Source organism: Pelagibacterium mangrovi (genome assembly GCF_036662815.1).
In the GTDB taxonomy this organism is placed as follows: domain Bacteria; phylum Pseudomonadota; class Alphaproteobacteria; order Rhizobiales; family Devosiaceae; genus Pelagibacterium; species Pelagibacterium mangrovi.
The window spans coordinates 189,376-206,064 of the sequence record NZ_JBAFXA010000001.1; the positions used below are offsets into that span (position 1 = coordinate 189,376).

At 63.7% G+C, this 16,689-nt stretch carries 17 protein-coding genes; 9 read left to right on the forward strand and 8 right to left on the reverse strand.

Going from position 1 to position 16,689, the window contains the following annotated elements:
* The first annotated feature begins 41 nt into the window (after window positions 1-41).
* The gene (locus tag V4T21_RS00950; protein ID WP_440589601.1) at window positions 42-1,121 is read left to right on the forward strand and encodes a L,D-transpeptidase family protein; all 1,080 of its coding nucleotides are present in this window, start codon (window positions 42-44) and stop codon (window positions 1,119-1,121) included.
* Between the two features lie 2 nt (window positions 1,122-1,123).
* Here the strand turns inward: V4T21_RS00950 and V4T21_RS00955 are convergent, their stop codons facing one another.
* The 5 genes from V4T21_RS00955 to V4T21_RS00975 form a co-directional block, all read right to left on the reverse strand.
* The gene (locus V4T21_RS00955) at window positions 1,124-1,522 is read right to left on the reverse strand and encodes a (deoxy)nucleoside triphosphate pyrophosphohydrolase (RefSeq protein WP_332711782.1); all 399 of its coding nucleotides are present in this window, start codon (window positions 1,520-1,522) and stop codon (window positions 1,124-1,126) included.
* Window positions 1,519-2,274 carry a GNAT family N-acetyltransferase gene (locus V4T21_RS00960; RefSeq protein ID WP_332711785.1) on the reverse strand — a complete coding sequence of 252 codons (756 nt, stop codon included), beginning with the start codon at window positions 2,272-2,274 and terminating at the stop codon, window positions 1,519-1,521. The genes V4T21_RS00955 and V4T21_RS00960 overlap by 4 nt, the downstream gene beginning before the upstream one ends.
* Before the next feature lie 7 nt (window positions 2,275-2,281).
* The gene (gene argJ / locus V4T21_RS00965) at window positions 2,282-3,514 is read right to left on the reverse strand and encodes a bifunctional glutamate N-acetyltransferase/amino-acid acetyltransferase ArgJ (protein ID WP_332711787.1); all 1,233 of its coding nucleotides are present in this window, start codon (window positions 3,512-3,514) and stop codon (window positions 2,282-2,284) included.
* 96 nt (window positions 3,515-3,610) lie between these two features.
* Window positions 3,611-4,006 (reverse strand): VOC family protein, encoded by a 396-nt coding sequence (locus tag V4T21_RS00970; RefSeq protein ID WP_332711789.1) that lies wholly within the window; start codon window positions 4,004-4,006, stop codon window positions 3,611-3,613.
* Between the two features lie 22 nt (window positions 4,007-4,028).
* Window positions 4,029-4,328: a putative antibiotic biosynthesis monooxygenase gene (locus V4T21_RS00975; protein WP_332711792.1), complete on the reverse strand. Its 300-nt coding sequence runs from the start codon at window positions 4,326-4,328 to the stop codon at window positions 4,029-4,031.
* 307 nt (window positions 4,329-4,635) lie between these two features.
* On the opposite strand from V4T21_RS00975, the gene V4T21_RS00980 reads away from it, so the two are divergent.
* On the forward strand, window positions 4,636-5,256 hold the full coding sequence (locus V4T21_RS00980) for a TetR/AcrR family transcriptional regulator (RefSeq protein ID WP_332711794.1): 621 nt from the start codon (window positions 4,636-4,638) through the stop codon (window positions 5,254-5,256).
* A gap of 45 nt (window positions 5,257-5,301) precedes the next feature.
* Here the strand turns inward: V4T21_RS00980 and V4T21_RS00985 are convergent, their stop codons facing one another.
* The gene (locus tag V4T21_RS00985) at window positions 5,302-6,279 is read right to left on the reverse strand and encodes a peptidylprolyl isomerase (RefSeq protein ID WP_332711796.1); all 978 of its coding nucleotides are present in this window, start codon (window positions 6,277-6,279) and stop codon (window positions 5,302-5,304) included.
* A gap of 269 nt (window positions 6,280-6,548) precedes the next feature.
* On the opposite strand from V4T21_RS00985, the gene secA reads away from it, so the two are divergent.
* A complete protein-coding gene (gene secA / locus V4T21_RS00990) occupies window positions 6,549-9,218 on the forward strand; it encodes a preprotein translocase subunit SecA (RefSeq protein WP_332711799.1) in 2,670 nt (889 codons plus the stop codon).
* A gap of 202 nt (window positions 9,219-9,420) precedes the next feature.
* Window positions 9,421-11,193, forward strand: a complete 1,773-nt coding sequence (locus V4T21_RS00995; RefSeq protein ID WP_332711801.1) for an SLC13 family permease — start codon at window positions 9,421-9,423, stop codon at window positions 11,191-11,193.
* A 24-nt stretch (window positions 11,194-11,217) separates the two neighbouring features.
* Here the strand turns inward: V4T21_RS00995 and V4T21_RS01000 are convergent, their stop codons facing one another.
* A complete protein-coding gene (locus tag V4T21_RS01000) occupies window positions 11,218-12,075 on the reverse strand; it encodes a methyltransferase domain-containing protein (RefSeq protein ID WP_332711804.1) in 858 nt (285 codons plus the stop codon).
* A gap of 50 nt (window positions 12,076-12,125) precedes the next feature.
* Here V4T21_RS01000 and V4T21_RS01005 point away from each other — a divergent pair, with 50 nt between their 5' ends.
* Genes V4T21_RS01005 through V4T21_RS01020 form a run of 4 tightly spaced genes read left to right on the forward strand, consistent with a single transcriptional unit; the run spans window position 12,126 to window position 14,482 of the window.
* Window positions 12,126-12,917, forward strand: a complete 792-nt coding sequence (locus V4T21_RS01005; RefSeq protein WP_332711807.1) for a ComF family protein — start codon at window positions 12,126-12,128, stop codon at window positions 12,915-12,917.
* 46 nt (window positions 12,918-12,963) lie between these two features.
* Window positions 12,964-13,224, forward strand: coding sequence for a glutaredoxin 3 (gene grxC / locus V4T21_RS01010; RefSeq protein WP_332711810.1), 261 nt, complete (start codon window positions 12,964-12,966; stop codon window positions 13,222-13,224).
* Window positions 13,221-14,063: a carbon-nitrogen hydrolase family protein gene (locus V4T21_RS01015; RefSeq protein ID WP_332711813.1), complete on the forward strand. Its 843-nt coding sequence runs from the start codon at window positions 13,221-13,223 to the stop codon at window positions 14,061-14,063. The genes grxC and V4T21_RS01015 overlap by 4 nt, the downstream gene beginning before the upstream one ends.
* Window positions 14,060-14,482: a DUF1178 family protein gene (locus V4T21_RS01020; protein ID WP_332711815.1), complete on the forward strand. Its 423-nt coding sequence runs from the start codon at window positions 14,060-14,062 to the stop codon at window positions 14,480-14,482. The genes V4T21_RS01015 and V4T21_RS01020 overlap by 4 nt, the downstream gene beginning before the upstream one ends.
* Here the strand turns inward: V4T21_RS01020 and ubiG are convergent.
* Window positions 14,479-15,213, reverse strand: a complete 735-nt coding sequence (ubiG, locus tag V4T21_RS01025) for a bifunctional 2-polyprenyl-6-hydroxyphenol methylase/3-demethylubiquinol 3-O-methyltransferase UbiG (RefSeq protein ID WP_332711818.1) — start codon at window positions 15,211-15,213, stop codon at window positions 14,479-14,481. The two genes, V4T21_RS01020 and ubiG, sit on opposite strands and share 4 nt — an antisense overlap.
* 154 nt (window positions 15,214-15,367) lie before the next feature.
* Between ubiG and V4T21_RS01030 the strand changes: the two genes are divergently transcribed.
* The gene (locus V4T21_RS01030) at window positions 15,368-16,627 is read left to right on the forward strand and encodes an aspartate kinase (RefSeq protein ID WP_332711821.1); all 1,260 of its coding nucleotides are present in this window, start codon (window positions 15,368-15,370) and stop codon (window positions 16,625-16,627) included.
* Window positions 16,628-16,689: the final 62 nt, after the last annotated feature.

The following is a 16,689-nucleotide window of genomic DNA, read 5'->3' on the forward strand; positions in this document are numbered from 1 at the left end:
AATCTTACCGGGTATTAACCCTCACGCGCGATAAGTGGGGGATGTTCGGTAAGTTTACGGTCGTCAGGGTCAGGGTTTCCATGCTGGCAAGGGTCTTCGGTCTGGTTGGCGCGCTGCTGCTCGCGGTCGCGCTCGCGTCATGTTCGCCGCTCGAGGGCGACGGGCGGCACATGGTTCCCCTTTCGGGCGCGGCAAAAACCCAGCTCGCCGCCATGGGGTCTTCTCCCCAGGCCGCGATGATGGTGCGCATCTACAAGGAAGAAAGCACGCTCGAGGTCTGGAAGCAGACCGCCGCGGGAAGCTATCGGCTGTTCAAATCCTACGAGATCTGCACCTGGTCGGGCGAACTCGGACCCAAATTCTACGAAGGCGACCGACAGGCGCCCGAAGGGTTCTATACGATCACGCCGGGGCTGATGAATCCCAATTCGAATTACTACCTCGCCTTCAACCTGGGCTTTCCCAACAAGTTCGATCGCGTCCATGGGCGCACGGGCAGCCATCTGATGGTGCATGGCGCGTGTTCGTCTGCCGGGTGCTATGCCATGGAAGACGAGCAGATCGCCGAAATCTATGCGCTGGCGCGCGAGGCTTTTTCGGCGGGCAACCGTTCGTTCGAAGTGCAGATTTTCCCCTTCCGCATGACGGCTGAAAATCTCGCCAAGCACCAGTCGAGCCCGCATATCGAATTCTGGAACAACCTCAAGCAGGGCTATGATTTCTTCGAGGTCGCCCAGGTTCCCCCGAGCTGGGACGTCTGCGACGGGCGCTACGTCTTCCGCCAGCCTTCCGCCGCCTCGGCCGCCGCATCGATGGCTGGCCAGTGCCAGCCGGTAACCGCCGACCAGACCATCGTTTCGGCCTTCATGGCCAAGCAGACCGCCGACGCGGCCGCGGTCCAGAGCGCGATGATCCGGATCGCCGACGCCGAAACGGCCGCCGCCGCCGCCGAGGAACGGCGCGTCGTCGCGCAGGCCGAAATGGAAGCCCGCGGCGAAGCGCTCAACAGCGCGGTCAATGGGTTCTTTGGCACGCTGATGAGCCCGTTCAACGGGTTGGCGCCGGCCCAATCCCAGGCTCAGGCCGAAGTGGCACCGGAACTGATTTCACCGCAAGGCTGAGGTCAGAGCAGGTCGCAAAGGGGCGCGATGAGCGGCTCGTCTGCCGGGGGCATGGGGTAGTCTCGCAGCGCCTGCGGGCGCACCCATTTGAGGGCCGAGTGCTCCTTGGCGACCGGCGTGCCCTGCCATTTCCTGCACACGTAAAGCGGCATCAGAAGGTGCCAGCCCTCATAGGCGTGGCTGGCGAAGGCGAGCGGGGCAAGGCATGCCTCCTTTGTCTCGATCCCCAATTCCTCTTTCAACTCGCGGATCAGGGCCGCTTCGGGCGTTTCCCCTTCTTCGAGCTTGCCGCCGGGAAATTCCCAAAGGCCGGCAAGCTGCTTGCCCTGAGGGCGCTGGGCGATCAGCACGCGCCGGTCGGCATCGACCAGCGCGCAGGCGACGACAAGGGTGATTTTCACTGCTGGCTGGTCTCCGGCTTGCGGCGGTAATGGTAGGGGTAGCGGAAGGCAAATCCCATGGCGAGATAGAGCCCCACGGCCACGGAATTGTCGGCCTGCACCTGCAGCGCCGCGTGCCGGGCGCCGTTTTCGGCGGCCCAACTCAGCGCCGTGGCGATGAGGCGGCGGCCAAAGCCACGGCCCCGCAACGCGTCTGCGGTGATGACATCGTAAAGCATCGCGATGCCGTCGACTTGGGCGCAGATCAGCGCGGCGGCGGGGGTGCCGTCCTCGGCCGCGATCGCGATGCCGCAGGCGGGCACGCCGATCGCCGTAACGATCGCGGTGAAGGTCTCAAGCGTATTGCCCTCGAACCCCTGCAGGCGCGCCAGGGTGGCGAGAAAATTCGGATCGACCGTATCGCAAAAGGTCGCGGCGGGGTCGATGCCGGGGACCTCGCCGATGTCCATCGAGAGCACGAGGCTGGTCTTGATCCCTTGCCAGCCCTGGCTTTCGAGCGTGGCGAAGGTGTTGCGGCCGGTGAGCGGCGTCACCCGGAAGAGGAGGGGCAGGCCCTGAATCTCATAGGCCGGGGCCAGCGCCGCAAGGCGAGTTCCCGCATCTGCGTCGTCGGCGGGATCGAGACACCAGATCGAATTGGAGCGCCCCGAAAAGCCCGCCGCGACGCGGGCCCGCCACTGGCCATCAGTGACCGTTTCCAGCGCCGGCCAACTGGCCAGCGTGGCGGCTTCGATGCGCGATACGCTCAGCACGGGCCGGTTAGCTCCGGTAGCTGCCGTTGATGTCGATATAGCCATGGGTAAGGTCGCAGGTATAAACTGTCGCCTTGCCGTTCCCCAGCCCGATATCGACCGATATCGAAAGCTCCTCGCCCTTCATATAAGCCGTTGCGGCGTCTTCGGAATAATCGGACGCGCGCTCGCCATTGCGGGCCAGGACGTGCTCGCCGAACGCGATGGTGAGCCTGTCGCGGTCGGCTGGCTGGCCGGCCTTGCCCACCGCCATGACGATGCGTCCCCAATTGGCGTCTTCCCCGGCGATGGCGGTCTTGACCAGGGGGCTGTCGGCAATGGCGCGGGCGATTTTTTCCGCGCTCTCGTCGGTGGTGGCGCCCGCGACGTTTATGGAAACGAATTTGGTGGCCCCTTCACCGTCACGCACCACCTGCATGGCGAGATTAAACAGCACGTCCCTAAGCGCGTCGCCGAACTGAGCGGCGCGGGGGTCATCGAGGCTCTCGATGGGCGCGATGTCGGCCTTGCCGGTGGCAAAGGCCAGTAGCGTGTCGGAAGTGGAGGTGTCGCTATCGACAGTGATGGCGTTAAAGCTCGTGGCGTTGTGGCGGGCGAGCAGCGCCTGGAGCACCGGGGCGGCCACGGGGGCGTCGGTGAAGATAAACGAGAGCATGGTCGCCATGTCCGGGGCGATCATGCCCGAGCCCTTGGCGATGCCGGCAATGGAAACCGAGACGCCGTCGAACTTCAGGCTGGCCTGGGCGAGCTTGGGGAAGGTATCGGTGGTCATGATCGCCTTGGCCGGCTCCATCCACGGCTCGGCGGTAAGCTCACCGGCCAGGCGCTCGAGAACGCCGTCGAATTTATTGGCGTCGAGCGGTTCGCCGATCACACCGGTCGAAGCGAGAAAGATTTCAGAGGTTTCGCACCCCACGGCACGGGCGGCGATTTCGGCGGTCAGCTCAACCGAGCTTTTGCCCTTCATGCCGGTAAAGGCGTTGGCATTGCCCGAATTGACCACAAGAGCACGGGCCTTGCCCTGGCCCAGATTCTGCCGGCACCAGTCGATGGCGGCCGACGGGCAGAGCGACCGGGTGAGGACGCCGGCGACGGTGGTTCCTGCGTCGAACACGGCAAGCAGTACGTCGGTGCGGCCCTTGTAGCGGATTCCGGCCTCGGCGGTGGCAAACCGCACGCCCGCAATGGCGGGCGGGGCGACATAGGATTTTGGAGCGAGGGGGGAGACGGGCAGGGCCATGGGACGTCCTCGGAACGGTGAATTTGCCGGGCCTTCGTGTGCCTCAAAACGCTGCCGTCATGCAAGGGGGATATGGGTTCTCGGCCTGTCGCTTGTTCAACCCACCGGCGCCGCAAGCATCACCAGATTGCCGTCGGGATCCTCCACATAGGCGGCGCGCTCGCCCCAGGGCAGGTCGGTGGGCGCAAGAACCGTGGGCGCGCCGATGGCGTTGAGCGCGGCCACCGCTGCATCGGTATCGGCGACATTGATGCACAGTTCGATCCGATGGCCGGTGGCGGGCCGCAGCGGGCGTCCATGCAGCGGTTCGCCCGAAATCTGTCCCATGCCCAGTTCGGTGGTTCCAAAACGAAGCGTGAGGAATGCCGCTGGCCCCTCGGGTGGAAACTGGTAGATGATTTCCCCGCCCAGCACGTCGCGGTAAAAAGTCAGGCTCTTGTCGATATCGGCCACCGACAGCATGGGGGTCATGCGGCTTGCTGGCTCTGCCATGGCGGTCTCCTCGCGTTCGCGCTCAGCGCTTCGCCGGCACGAGGACGAAGCGTCCCAATCGTTTCTGAATGGTCGGCATCAGCCAGAACACCATGATGGCGACCATCAAGGGGGCAACGATAAGCGTGATCTGCCATATCTGCCAGCCCGCCGTCAGCGGTAGCACGAAATAGAGCAACAGCGTGATGATGGGATAGACGCCCAGCAGCGTCACCAGAAACTGCCGGTGGCGCGCCGGCACCAGCGCCGGCGTCCTGGTCTGGGTGGCGGAGGGCTCATGTCCGGAGGCGGTATCGATGCCGGAGGTCGAAATGTGTGTCATGATCTTTTGATCCCTTTGGAGCGGAGCGGTGGTATATATGAAACGATCCGTTTCGTTCAAGTATATTTTTCGGGAAAATTTGATGATGTGTGTGATCGCTCCGGGGGATCGGGCCGGGCTCGGTTTCGCGCACGCATCGCCGAGCCCTTGACCGGACAAGCTGAAGTCCGGTGCGGAAAATGGACTGCAATGGTTGCGAAGGAAGAGATCTAAGGAACGGCTCGTTTCGTTCAATTTCATGATACCAATGCGGCAAGGTAGCGGGACGCGATTTTGGCGGCAGGTCCAGCGGAAGGAGTTTGGAGCCATGGCAAGCAGCAGGGATGCGCGGGACGTCAAGCGCGCTTCCATCGGGGCAAAGCGCAATCCAGCGAGCCAGCAGGCCATACTCGATGCGGCGCGGGCCATACTCGATGAGGAAGGGCTGGCGGGGTTTTCCATCGAGGCGGTGGCGCGGCGGGCAAGGGCCGGAAAGCCCACCATCTATCGTTGGTGGCCCAGCCGGACGGCGTTACTGCTCGACATCTATCAGGGGTTCAAGAACGCCCGGCCCTTTCCCGACACCGGCACGCTGGCGGACGATATGCGCGCGTTCCTCACCGACCAGCTTTTCGATTTCTGGCGCGATCGGCTGTGTGGCACGGTGTTTCGCTCGGTTATTGCTGAAGCCCAGACTGATCCGGACGCTGCCCAGGCGCTTTCGATCTATGAGCGCGACCGGCGGAAATCGGCCGAACGGATCATCGAGAGGGCGAAGGCGCGGGGCGAGGTAAGCGCCGATTTCAACGGCGCCATCGTCATCGAACTGCTCGCCGGCTTTGCCTGGCATCGGCTGTTGACCGGAAGGCTTGCCGATTCTGAAAAAGATATCGAGGCCGTCGTTGCCCTGGTGATGGCGGCGGTGGAAAATAAAAACCCCGGCCCTTAGACATCGTCCAAGGGCCGGGGTTCATAAATTGCAGCGGCAGGCAGATTAGATGCCGCCCTGGGCCTCGACGGCGGCAGCCAGTTCGGGATCGTCGATCGCGACCTCGGTGCCTTCCTTGATTTCGTCGATGGCTGCTTCGTACCTCTGGTAGAGCACCTGCTGGGCCACCTGCTGACGCACCTGCTCAAGTGGGGGCGCTTCGGACACGCGGCGTTCTTCGAGTTGGATCAGGTGCCAGCCGAACTGGCTCTGCACCGGCTGGCTCAGTTCACCCTCTTCGAGCGCGAAAGCGGCCTGCTCGAACTCGGGAACCATCATGCCGGTGGAAAAGAAGCCGAGGTCGCCGCCATTGGAGGCGGTGCCGTCGGTGCCGTATTCGCCAGCTGCGTCGGCGAAATCACGGCCGCCTTCGATTTCGGCGCGGATCGTGTTGGCTTCCTCTTCGGTCTCGACGAGGATGTGGCGGGCCCGCACTTCGGGCTCGGGGGTGAACTGGGCGGCCAGTTCGTCATAGGCGGCCTGGATGGCCTCCTCGGTCACTTCGTTCTCGACGATCTGGTTGAAGAACTCGCGGCGCAGGGCCTGTTCTTCAAGATAGGCGAGGCGGCGTGCGAACTCCTCGGTATCGGCAAGGCCGTCCTCGCGGGCGGCGTCGGCCATCAGCTTCATGTCGATCATGACGGTCAAAAGGAAGGCGCGGCGCTGGTCGGCGGGCACCGACTGAAGTTCGGCCTGCAGCTCTTCGGCGGCCAGCATGAGATCGCCTTCGGTGATCTCCTCATCGCCCACGGTCGCGAGCACGGTGGCCGGATCGACAGGTTCGGGGGCGGGAGCGGCTTCTGGCGCAGCCTCGGCGGGGGCCGGAGTTTCGGCTGCTGCGGGTGCCTGCTCCTCGGCTGCCGGGGCGGGTTCCTCGGGCGTCTGGGCCAGCACCGGGGCGGCGGCGAGCGAAGCGGCAAACACCGCCGGCATGAGCGCGGCGCGCAGCATGCTTGCCACCGGAGCGGCGAGATCGAATGACATGATGAGAACTCTCCTTTTCAAAGATCGGGCCCCCCATCGCCCGAACCGATTGTCCGCCAGTAGCGTTAAGCCCGGACTTTGGCGCTGGTTTGGCGGATTTTGCCGACGTTGACAACCCTTGGTGGCACTCTTACATCTCCTGCCGACATATTTCCCGCGCCCTGGCGGTATGGCTTCGGCCGCCGCCTTTCAACGCGTTTTACGACAGAACCCGGGACGTCGCTTCGGCCCGTACCGGCGCATACAACAGGTTCTAAGGATACTTCTTCATGGCTTTTGCTGCGCTCGCCCGGAAGTTTTTCGGTTCGGCAAACGATCGGCGCGTTAGGCGCTACCAGGCCAATGTGGACGCCATCAACGCCCTCGAAGCCGAATACGAAAAATTCAGCGACGATCAGCTTCGCGCCAAGACCGAGGAATTGAAGCAAACGCTGCGCGACGGCGGCAAACTTGCCGATGTCCTGGTCCCCGCCTTCGCCACGGTGCGCGAGGGGTCCAAGCGCGCGCTGGCCATGCGCCATTTCGACGTGCAGCTCATCGGCGGCATGGTGCTCAACGAGCGCGCCATCACCGAAATGCGCACCGGTGAAGGCAAGACGCTGGTCGCGACGCTTGCCGCCTATCTCAACGCCCTCGAGGAAAAGGGCGTCCATGTGGTGACCGTCAACGATTACCTCGCCCGCCGCGACAGCGAGTGGATGGGCCGGCTCTACAATTTCCTGGGGCTGACCACCGGCGTCATCGTCCACGGCCTCAACGACATGGAGCGCAAGGCCGCCTACGACGCCGACATCACCTATGGCACCAACAACGAGTTCGGCTTCGACTATCTGCGCGACAACATGAAATACACGCGCTCTCAGATGGTGCAGCGCGGACACAATTACGCGATCGTCGACGAAGTGGATTCGATCCTGATCGACGAGGCGCGGACCCCGCTGATCATCTCGGGTCCGTCCCAGGACCGGTCCGAACTCTACAAGACCATCGACAAATACATCCCGCTGCTGACCGAAGACGACTATACGATCGACGAAAAGCACCGCGCGGCGAGCTTCACCGACGAGGGCATCGAAAAGCTCGAGGAAATTCTCGAGCGCGACGAGATCATCAAGGGCGGTTCGCTCTACGACATCGACAACGTCTCGATCGTCCACCACCTCAATTCCGCGTTGAAGGCGCACAAGATCTTCAATCGCGACAAGGACTACATCGTCCGCAACGACGAAGTGGTGATCATCGACGAGTTCACCGGCCGCATGATGCCGGGGCGCCGGTTCTCCGAGGGCCTGCACCAGGCGCTTGAGGCCAAGGAAAACGCCAAGATCCAGCCCGAGAACGTGACGCTGGCCTCGATCACCTTCCAGAACTATTTCCGCCTCTACACCAAGCTGGCCGGCATGACCGGCACGGCGGATACCGAGGCGGCCGAATTCGCCGACATCTACGGGCTGGACGTGGTGACCGTTCCCACGAACCTGCCCATCTCGCGCGCCGACGAGAACGACCAGATCTACCGCTCGGTGGACGAGAAGTTCGAAGCCATCACCAATGAGGTTGTGGCCTGCCGCGAGCGCAACCAGCCGGTGCTGGTGGGCACCACCTCCATCGAGCGCAGCGAGATGCTGGCCGATTTCCTCAAAAAGAAGGGCATCAAGGACATCGCCGTCCTCAACGCCCGCCACCATGAGCAGGAAGCCCAGATCATCGCCGCGGCCGGCGTTCCCGGCGCGATCACCATCGCCACCAACATGGCCGGGCGCGGCACCGACATCCAGCTCGGCGGCAATCTCGAAATGCGCCTTGCCAATGAGGCCGAGGGTCTCGAGGGCGAGGCGCTTGAGAAAAAGACCGCCGAGATCAAGGCCGATATCGCCAAGAAAAAGGAAGAGGCGCTTGCCGCCGGCGGCCTGATGGTGATCGGCACCGAGCGGCACGAAAGCCGCCGCATCGACAACCAGCTCCGCGGCCGTTCGGGCCGTCAGGGCGACCCCGGCCGCTCGAAATTCTTCGTCTCGCTGCAGGACGATCTGATGCGCCGGTTCTTCCCCGAGCGCATGGAAAAGGTCTTGACCTCGCTGGGATTGAAGGACGGGGAATCGATTTCGGACGCCATGGTCACCAAGGCCATCGAGCGCGCCCAGACGCGGGTCGAGGCGCACAATTTCGATATCCGCAAGAACATCCTCAAATACGACGACGTGATGAACGATCAGCGCAAGGTGATCTTCGAACAGCGCAAGGAGCTGATGGACGCCGAAACGGTGACCGACACCATCGCCGACATGCGCCACGACGTTGTGGATTCCGTCATCGCGAAATCGTGCCCCGACCGCTCCTATCCCGAGCAGTGGAACATCGAGCAGCTCGGCGCGGCCACCAAGACCTATCTCGGCATCGAACCTCCGCTCGCCCAATGGGTGGATGAAGAGGGTATGGACATCGCGACGCTGCGCGAGCGGATGGTTCAGATGGCCGACGACTACGCCGCCACCAAGGAAGCGCGGGTCGGGCCTGAAAACATGCGCCAGATCGAAAAGAGTTTCGTTCTGCAGTCGATCGATGGGCTGTGGCGCGAGCATTTGATCACCCTCGATCACCTCTCCAAGGTCGTGGGCTGGCGCGGGCTGGCCCAGCGCGATCCGCTCAATGAGTACAAGCAGGAAGCGTTCGAGCTGTTCAGCCAGCTTCTGACCAATCTGCGCGAACTGGTCACCACCCAGCTCAGCCATTTCGAGCTGCGCCCCGCCCCGCCACAGGAGCCCGACCAGAGCCAGCTCACGGCCACCCATATCGACCCGACGACCGGCGAGAACGAAGTGAGCGACGAGCCGGGCAAGGGCCAGCTCACGCCCGAGCAGATGGCCAACACCCGGCGCAACGATCCCTGCCCCTGCGGGTCGGGCAAGAAATTCAAGCACTGCCACGGCGCGTTCTGAGCCCATAGCAGCGATGTTTACAAAATCCCCGGGGCTCGCTCCGGGGATTTTCTTTTGTGCCGACCGCGCTCTAAGGAACCCACGCCGGGCCGTGCGCGTTTTCACCCGCCACTCGGCATTTCTTTCGCGTTCCGCATCGAAACCGTAGGATCGGCTTGTCCATTGCCCCATACGGGAGGCTATGGGCGCGAGGGGGGAAGTTTTGACTTACGACCAGATCGTTCTTTTCGTCTTGCTCGTCCTGGTCCTCGCCGGCCTGCTCTGGGGCAAGTGGCGATACGATCTCGTTGCCTTCTCGGCCCTGATCCTGGGCGTGATCCTTGGCGTCGTGCCTATCGATACCGCTTTTTCCGGCTTTGGCGATCAGGCGACGATCATCGTCGCGCTGGTGTTGATCGTCACCGCCGGGCTGACGCGCTCGGGGGCCGTCGATCTGGTGACGCGCTATGCCATTTCCGCCGAACGGGGCCTTTCCGCCCATATCTCGATCCTGAGTGCGCTGGGGGCGGCGCTTTCGGCCTTCATGAACAATATCGCGGCCCTCGCGCTCTTGATGCCGGTCGATCTGCAGGCCGCCCAGAAGGCCGGTCGGTCGCCGGCCCCCTCGCTCATGCCGCTCGCGTATGCGACCATTCTGGGTGGCGTCGTCACATTGATCGGCACGCCGCCCAATATCATCATCTCCACCTATCGCGAGAACGCGCTGGGCGAAGGCTATAGGATGTTCGATTTCGCGCCGGTGGGGCTCTTGGTCGCCATCGCGGGAATAGCGTTCATTTCGCTCGTGGGCTGGCGGCTTCTGCCCAGCAGGGGCGGCAAGCAGGGTGCGGCGGCGGAACTGCGCGCCTCGGGCACTTATACGGCCGAACTGGTGGTGACCGAACGGTCCAAGGCCATCGGTCAGAAGGTGCGCGACCTCGACGAGCTCGCCGACGAGCATGACTGCGTGATCGCAGGCCTCGTCCGCCGCAACAGGCGTATGGCTGGCCGGGCGCGGGCGATCACCATCAAGGATGGTGACCTGCTCGTCGTCTATGGCACGCCCGATGCGCTGAGTGCGTTGGCCGGAGCCCTTGGGCTCGACCATCAGGGTAAATCCGGCGAGGGGGTGGAACTGAGCTCGGATCTCGAAATGATGGAAGCGATCGTTGCCGCCGACAGCCGACTGGTGGGCCGTACAGCCAACAATATCCGCATGCTGCGCGGGCAGGGGCTTTCGCTGCTCGGCATCTCGCGGAGCGGACGGGTCCTCACCGAGCGCGTGCGGCGCACGACCCTTCAGGTGGGAGACGTACTGCTGCTGCTCGGACGGGCCGAAACCATGGAAGATGGCGTAGCGCGGCTGGGCCTTTTGCCCATGGCTTCTTCGGTATCGATCGTTCACCACGAAAAGGGACTTCTGGCTGCGGGCCTGTTTGCAGGCGCTGTGCTGTCCAGTGCGTTCGGGCTTATGCCGCTTCCCGTTGCACTGGCGGCCGTGTGCATCCTCTATGTGCTGTTCGATATCCTGCCGGTGCGCGACATTTACGATGCGGTGGAATGGCCGGTCATCGTGCTGCTGGGCGCCTTGCTGCCGGTGGGGGCGGCGCTCGAAACCTCTGGCGCTACCGCGCTTCTTGCCGAAAATCTCGCATCGGTCGGCCAGTACATGCCCGGGTGGGTCGCGCTGGCCGCCGTGCTGATCGTCACCATGCTGCTCTCGGACATTCTCAACAACGCGGCAACGGCGGTCATCGCCGCGCCGCTGGCTTTGGCCCTCGCCCAATTGCTGGAGGTCAATCCCGACAGCTTCCTCATGGCCGTGTGCATCGGCGCGAGCTGCGCGTTCCTCACGCCCATCGGGCACCAGAACAGCGCGTTGATCATGGGGCCGGGCGGTTATCGTTTCGCCGATTATGTCCGGCTCGGCCTGCCGCTGGAAATCATCGTGGTGATCGTCGCGGTGCCCGCGATCATGGTGTTCTGGCCGCTTTAAGTGCGCGATCGGAAAGCGAGCCGATCAGTTCGATTTGTCCCCTAGCACGTCGCGCAGGCTGGTCGTCGCCGAGCCCGGACGCAGCGGTTTTTGCTGGTTTTCATGCGGTGCCCAGCCGGAGAGCCAGAGGATTTCCAGCGTGGCGCGCGCCCTGCCATCGGGATCGGAAAAACGCTCGGCATAAATCTCGGCGGCGCGCATCAGATGTCGCGGGGTCATCGAGCGCCGGTCGCGCTGGAGCAATGGATTGGTGGCGCCCATGGCGCGCAATTCGTCAAACAGCGCGAGCGGGGATTTGTAGCGCACCGTGTGGGTTTCCAGATCGGTCACGGGCAGGGCGAAACCGGCCCGCTGCAGCAGGGCTCCGGCGTCGCGCACGTCGATCATGGGAGCCACGCGCGGAGCCACGCCACCCAGAATTTCCACGTCGGCCGCGAGAAAAGCGTCGCGCAGTTCCGTGAGGCTTTTTCCGCCCACCAGCGCCGCGATCAGCAGCCCGTCGGGGGCGAGATGGCGGCGCAGGCTGGCGAGAAAACCGGGAACGTCATTGACGGTCTGGAGGTCGAGAAGCGAGACGATGAGATCGTAACCGGACCCCGGAAGGGCGAGGTGTTCGGGATCGACAGTCGCGAACCCCTCGACTTGGATCATTGTCGAAACCGTTTCGAAATCCACCCTTCCATTGGCCGAACGGGCCGCGCGCGGCAAAAGCCGTGGGTCGGGTCCCATGTTCAGTGCCCTGGAAAAATCGCGGGTCACGGGGGCCAGCCGGTCGGCGAGATCGGCAACCACCAGATCGGTCACGAAATCGGAAGCGCCATTGCGGCGTGCGATATTGGCCGAAAGCCGCTGGCGGTCGAAGACGAGGGGTGGCTGGGTCATGGTGGGCCCCATATGGCGCGCCGGGGCGGGCCGTGCAATGATCGGTTCTTATGGAGAGGGACTCGGGGCTTGTCAAAAAGGGTTGGAAGGGCGCGCGTGCCGTGATCGGCGGGCTTGGCGCCCTCGTGCTCGATACGGCCTTCCCTCCGGTCTGCCTTGCCTGTTCGGACGCGGTGGCCACCCCTGACGGGCTTTGCCCCGCATGCTGGGGTCAGCTCGTGCCGATTTCGGCCCCGCTCTGTCCCGTCCTGGGCCTACCCTTCGCCTCGGATATGGGCGAGGGCGCGGTTTCGGTGCAGGCCATCGCCAATCCGCCGCCTTTCGATCGGGCGCGTTCGGCGGTGGCCTATACCGATCTGTCGCGCAAGCTGGTCTCGACAATGAAATATTCCGACCGCCCGGAGGTCGCGCTGTTTTGCGCCCGCATGATGGCGGCCGCCGGGCACCAACTTCTGGGACCCGATGCGGTGCTGGTGCCGATTCCCCTGCATCGAGCGCGTCAGTTCGAGCGGCGCTACAATCAATCGGCCGAACTGGCGCGGGCCATCGCCCGGCTTGCAAAATGTGGCGTCGATAACGATCTGATTGTCAGGCATCGGCGCACCATCCAGCAGGTCGGCTTGAAGGCGGCACAGCGCGCCCGCAATGTCGAAGGCGCTTTCAGGGTCGATCTCAAGCGGCTGGATCGTCTGGGTGGGCGGCGCGTTGTGCTCATCGACGACGTGCTCACCACCGGGGCGACGGTTTCGGCCGCGGCCAAGGTGCTCAAACGGGCCGGCGTCGCCCGCGTCGATGTGCTCAGCTTTGCCCGCGTTGTGTTCGATGCCGATATGACAGTATAGGAAGCGCTTCGGGCAAGAAGCGCGGCGAGAATTGGAGTTTTAAAAAATGTCGAAGGTCGAGATTTATACGACCCCCACATGTCCCTATTGCCACGCCGCCAAGTCGCTGCTTGACGACAAGGGTGTCGCCTATGAAGAGATCACAGTTCTCGATCCCGAGTTGCGCGCGGCCATGACCCAGCGCGCCCATGGGCGCCGCACCGTGCCGCAGATTTTCGTCGGGGAAACCCATGTGGGTGGATATGACGATCTGGCGGCCCTCGAGCGCCAGGGCAAGCTCGATTCCCTGCTCGAGAGCGCCGCGTGAGCCGGGAGGTAACAGTCGCGCTGGTCCAGATGAATTCGGGGCTTCACGCCGATGACAATCTGGCCGAGATCGCCCGCCGCGTTCAGGAGGCGGGCAAGGCGGGGGCATCCTACGTGCTGACGCCGGAGATGAGCGTGGTCTTTGCCGAAAACCGCGCCGGGCTCGCCGAACGTGCCGGCCCGTGGGCAGACAATTCGGCCATCGTGCACCTGTCCGACATCGCGCGTGAGAACGGCGTTTTTCTCCATATCGGCTCGCTGGCCATCGCGCTCGGCGACGGCCGGTTCGCCAATCGCTCGGTTCTTTTCGATCCCCGCGGGGAGATCGTTGCGACCTACGACAAGATCCATCTGTTCGACGCGGACCTGCCGGGCATCGACGCCTATCGCGAGAGCGCGACCTATGCCGGTGGCGGCCAGGCCGTCATCGCCGATATCGGCGCGTTCAGGCTGGGTTTTTCGATCTGCTACGACATGCGCTTTGCCGCCCTCTATCGCGCGCTCGCGCAAGGGGGAGCGCAGGTGATCGCGGTGCCGGCGGCCTTCACCGTCCCGACGGGCAAGGCCCATTGGCATGTGCTGCTGCGCGCCCGGGCCATTGAAACGGGCTGCTATATCCTGGCCGCCGCCCAGGGCGGCGAGCACCAGAACGGCCGGAAAACCTACGGCCATTCGCTCATTGTGGCCCCCTGGGGCGAGGTGATCGCCGAAATGGAAGACGACCGTCCCGGCATCGTGCTCGCCACTCTGGACCTTGACGTGGTCGAGACGGCGCGCCAAAGGGTGCCCGCGCTCGCCAATGGGCGCGATTTTGAACTGCCAGCGAGGATTGAAGGGTGATCCAATATACGCTCACCTGCGAAGCCCATCACAGGTTCGACGCATGGTTCCGCAACGCCGACGCCTATGACGATCAGGCGGCGCGGGGCATTCTCACCTGCCCGGTGTGCAATTCGCACAGGATCGAAAAGGCCCTGATGGCGCCAGCGGTTTCGACCGGAGGCGACACGGTTTCGCTGTCCTCGGGCCATCCCGACCACGCCAAATTCCTTGAAGCCATGCGCGCGCTGCGCCGGAAGATGACCGCCGAGGCCGATTACGTGGGCGATAAATTCGCCGAGGAAGCCCGGAAAATCCATTACGAGGAAACCGAGGCGCGCGGCATCTATGGCGAAGCGACCCGCGACGAGGTTTCGAGCCTGATCGACGAGGGCATCGAATTCATGCCCCTGCCCAATCTGCCCGACGAGCACAATTAGGCCTCGGGCTTCTCCAGCAGCAGCATGTAGTTGACCGCCATGTCGCGGCTCTTGCCCCATTCGTTCCTGAGTGGGTTGAACGACACGCCCGTCTTGTCGATCACTTTCATCCCGTTCCGCCCGGTGATCGAAATGATTTCCTCGGGGGTCACCAGTTTTTCGTATTGATGGGTGCCCTTGGGCAGCCAGCCCAGCACCCGCTCGGCGCCCACTATGGCCAGCGCGTAGGCGCGCGCGGTACGGTTGATGGTTGCGACGAACATCAGCCCGCCTGGCCTCACCAGCCTGCAGCAGCTTTCGAGATAAAGCGGCACGTCGGCGACGTGCTCGACCACTTCCATGTTGAGCACGACGTCGAATTGTTCCCCCGCCTCGGCCAGCGCCTCGGAGGTCGTCGCGCGATAGTCGATATCGAGCCCGGATTGCTCGGCATGGAGCGCCGCGATCTTGACGTTCTTTTCCCCCGCGTCGGCGCCCACCACGGTCGCGCCCAGCCGCGCCATGGGTTCGCACAACAGGCCCCCGCCGCAGCCGATATCGAGCAACCGCAGACCCTCGAACGGGCGCATCGCATTGCCGTCGCGGCCGAAATGGGCCAGCACGTGCTCGCGGATGTAGGAGAGGCGCACCGGATTGAACTTGTGAAGGGGCCGGAATTTGCCCTTGGGGTCCCACCAGTCCTCGGCCATCTTGTGAAACCGGTCGATCTCGTCGGGGCTGATGGTGCTCATGGGCCGTCCTTTCACTTGGGTTCAGACCTGGCCCCGGATGGCTCGCGAGTCAAGCGATCCGTATTGCTAAAGGGCCCGCTTTGTCGTACTCACCGCGCCACGGCCGTACGGCGCGTTACGGTTCGATAATGGTTTTGGTCTGGGCTTTAAAGTCATGGCGCGTATTGTGATGAAGTTCGGCGGCACGTCCGTCGCCAATGTCGACCGCATTCGGCAGGCGGCCCGGCACGTCAAGCGCGAGGTCGATGCCGGCCACGAGGTTGCTGTCGTGGTTTCGGCCATGTCGGGCAAGACCAACGAACTGGTCGGCTGGTGCACGGAAGCGGCGCCCATGCACGACGCGCGCGAATACGATGCGGTAGTGGCTTCCGGCGAACAGGTCACCGCCGGCCTGATGGCCATCGTCCTTTCCGAATTGGGCGTCCAGTCGCGGTCTTATGCGGGCTGGCAGGTGCCGATCAGGACCGACGACGCCCATGGTTCGGCGCGGATCGTCGATATCGATCCGACCAATCTCGACGAGCGGATGAGCTCGGGCTGGGTGCCCGTGGTCACCGGCTTCCAGGGCATTTCCGACAAGAACCGCATCACGACGCTGGGGCGCGGCGGGTCCGATACCTCGGCGGTGGCCGTGGCGGCTGCGGTCAAGGCCGACCGCTGCGATATCTATACCGACGTCGATGGCGTCTACACCACCGATCCGCGCATCGCGCCCAAAGCCCGGCGCCTCGAGCGGGTGAGTTTCGAGGAAATGCTCGAAATGGCGTCGCTGGGCGCCAAGGTGCTCCAGACGCGGTCGGTCGAGCTGGCCATGGCGCAGGGCGTGCGCCTCGTGGTGCGTTCGAGCTTTGAAGACCCCACTGCCGGCAACGCCCCGGGCAGCGAATGGGGGCAGACGGGCACTCTTGTGTGCGATGAGGATGAGATCATGGAAAAGCAGATCGTTTCGGGCGTGACCCTTGCGCGAGCCGAGGGCAAGATCACCCTGCGCAAGGTCAAGGACAAGCCGGGCGTCGCCGCCTCGGTGTTCGGCCCGCTCGCCGATGCGCGGATCGTCGTCGACATGATCGTCCAGAACATTTCGGAAGACGGCCAGACCACCGACATCACCTTCACCATTCCCGACAGCGAATTCGACAAGGCGCTCAAGGTGCTCAAAAGCACGCCCGAGCTGGAATATGAGTCGATTTCGGGCTCCAAGGGCGGCGCCAAGATTTCCGTGGTGGGCGTGGGCATGCGCAGCCACGCGGGCGTTGCGGCCTCCATGTTCCGGGCGCTTTCGGAAAAGGGAATCAACATTCAGTTGATCACCACGTCCGAAATCAAGACCTCAGTGCTTATCGATGAGGAATATGCGGAGCTTGCAGTTCGGGCTCTGCATACCTATTACGGATTGGACAGGACCGAGGACTAGCCGGAACGCTCCGGCTGACTCCTCGGGGGTTGGACAATCCACAGGGCGGGATACCCGCCGGG

What these genes read in the sequence shown, in the direction of transcription:
- V4T21_RS00950 (WP_440589601.1), top strand. Translation starts at nt 42, where the DNA reads ATGTTCGGTAAGTTTACGGTCGTCAGGGTCAGGGTTTCCATGCTGGCA.
- argJ (WP_332711787.1), bottom strand. Translation starts at nt 3,514, where the DNA reads ATGGCCCTGCCCGTCTCCCCCCTCGCTCCAAAATCCTATGTCGCCCCG.
- V4T21_RS00970 (WP_332711789.1), bottom strand. Translation starts at nt 4,006, where the DNA reads ATGGCAGAGCCAGCAAGCCGCATGACCCCCATGCTGTCGGTGGCCGAT.
- V4T21_RS00975 (WP_332711792.1), bottom strand. Translation starts at nt 4,328, where the DNA reads ATGACACACATTTCGACCTCCGGCATCGATACCGCCTCCGGACATGAG.
- V4T21_RS00980 (WP_332711794.1), top strand. Translation starts at nt 4,636, where the DNA reads ATGGCAAGCAGCAGGGATGCGCGGGACGTCAAGCGCGCTTCCATCGGG.
- V4T21_RS00985 (WP_332711796.1), bottom strand. Translation starts at nt 6,279, where the DNA reads ATGTCATTCGATCTCGCCGCTCCGGTGGCAAGCATGCTGCGCGCCGCG.
- secA (WP_332711799.1), top strand. Translation starts at nt 6,549, where the DNA reads ATGGCTTTTGCTGCGCTCGCCCGGAAGTTTTTCGGTTCGGCAAACGAT.
- V4T21_RS01000 (WP_332711804.1), bottom strand. Translation starts at nt 12,075, where the DNA reads ATGACCCAGCCACCCCTCGTCTTCGACCGCCAGCGGCTTTCGGCCAAT.
- V4T21_RS01005 (WP_332711807.1), top strand. Translation starts at nt 12,126, where the DNA reads ATGGAGAGGGACTCGGGGCTTGTCAAAAAGGGTTGGAAGGGCGCGCGT.
- grxC (WP_332711810.1), top strand. Translation starts at nt 12,964, where the DNA reads ATGTCGAAGGTCGAGATTTATACGACCCCCACATGTCCCTATTGCCAC.
- ubiG (WP_332711818.1), bottom strand. Translation starts at nt 15,213, where the DNA reads ATGAGCACCATCAGCCCCGACGAGATCGACCGGTTTCACAAGATGGCC.
- V4T21_RS01030 (WP_332711821.1), top strand. Translation starts at nt 15,368, where the DNA reads ATGGCGCGTATTGTGATGAAGTTCGGCGGCACGTCCGTCGCCAATGTC.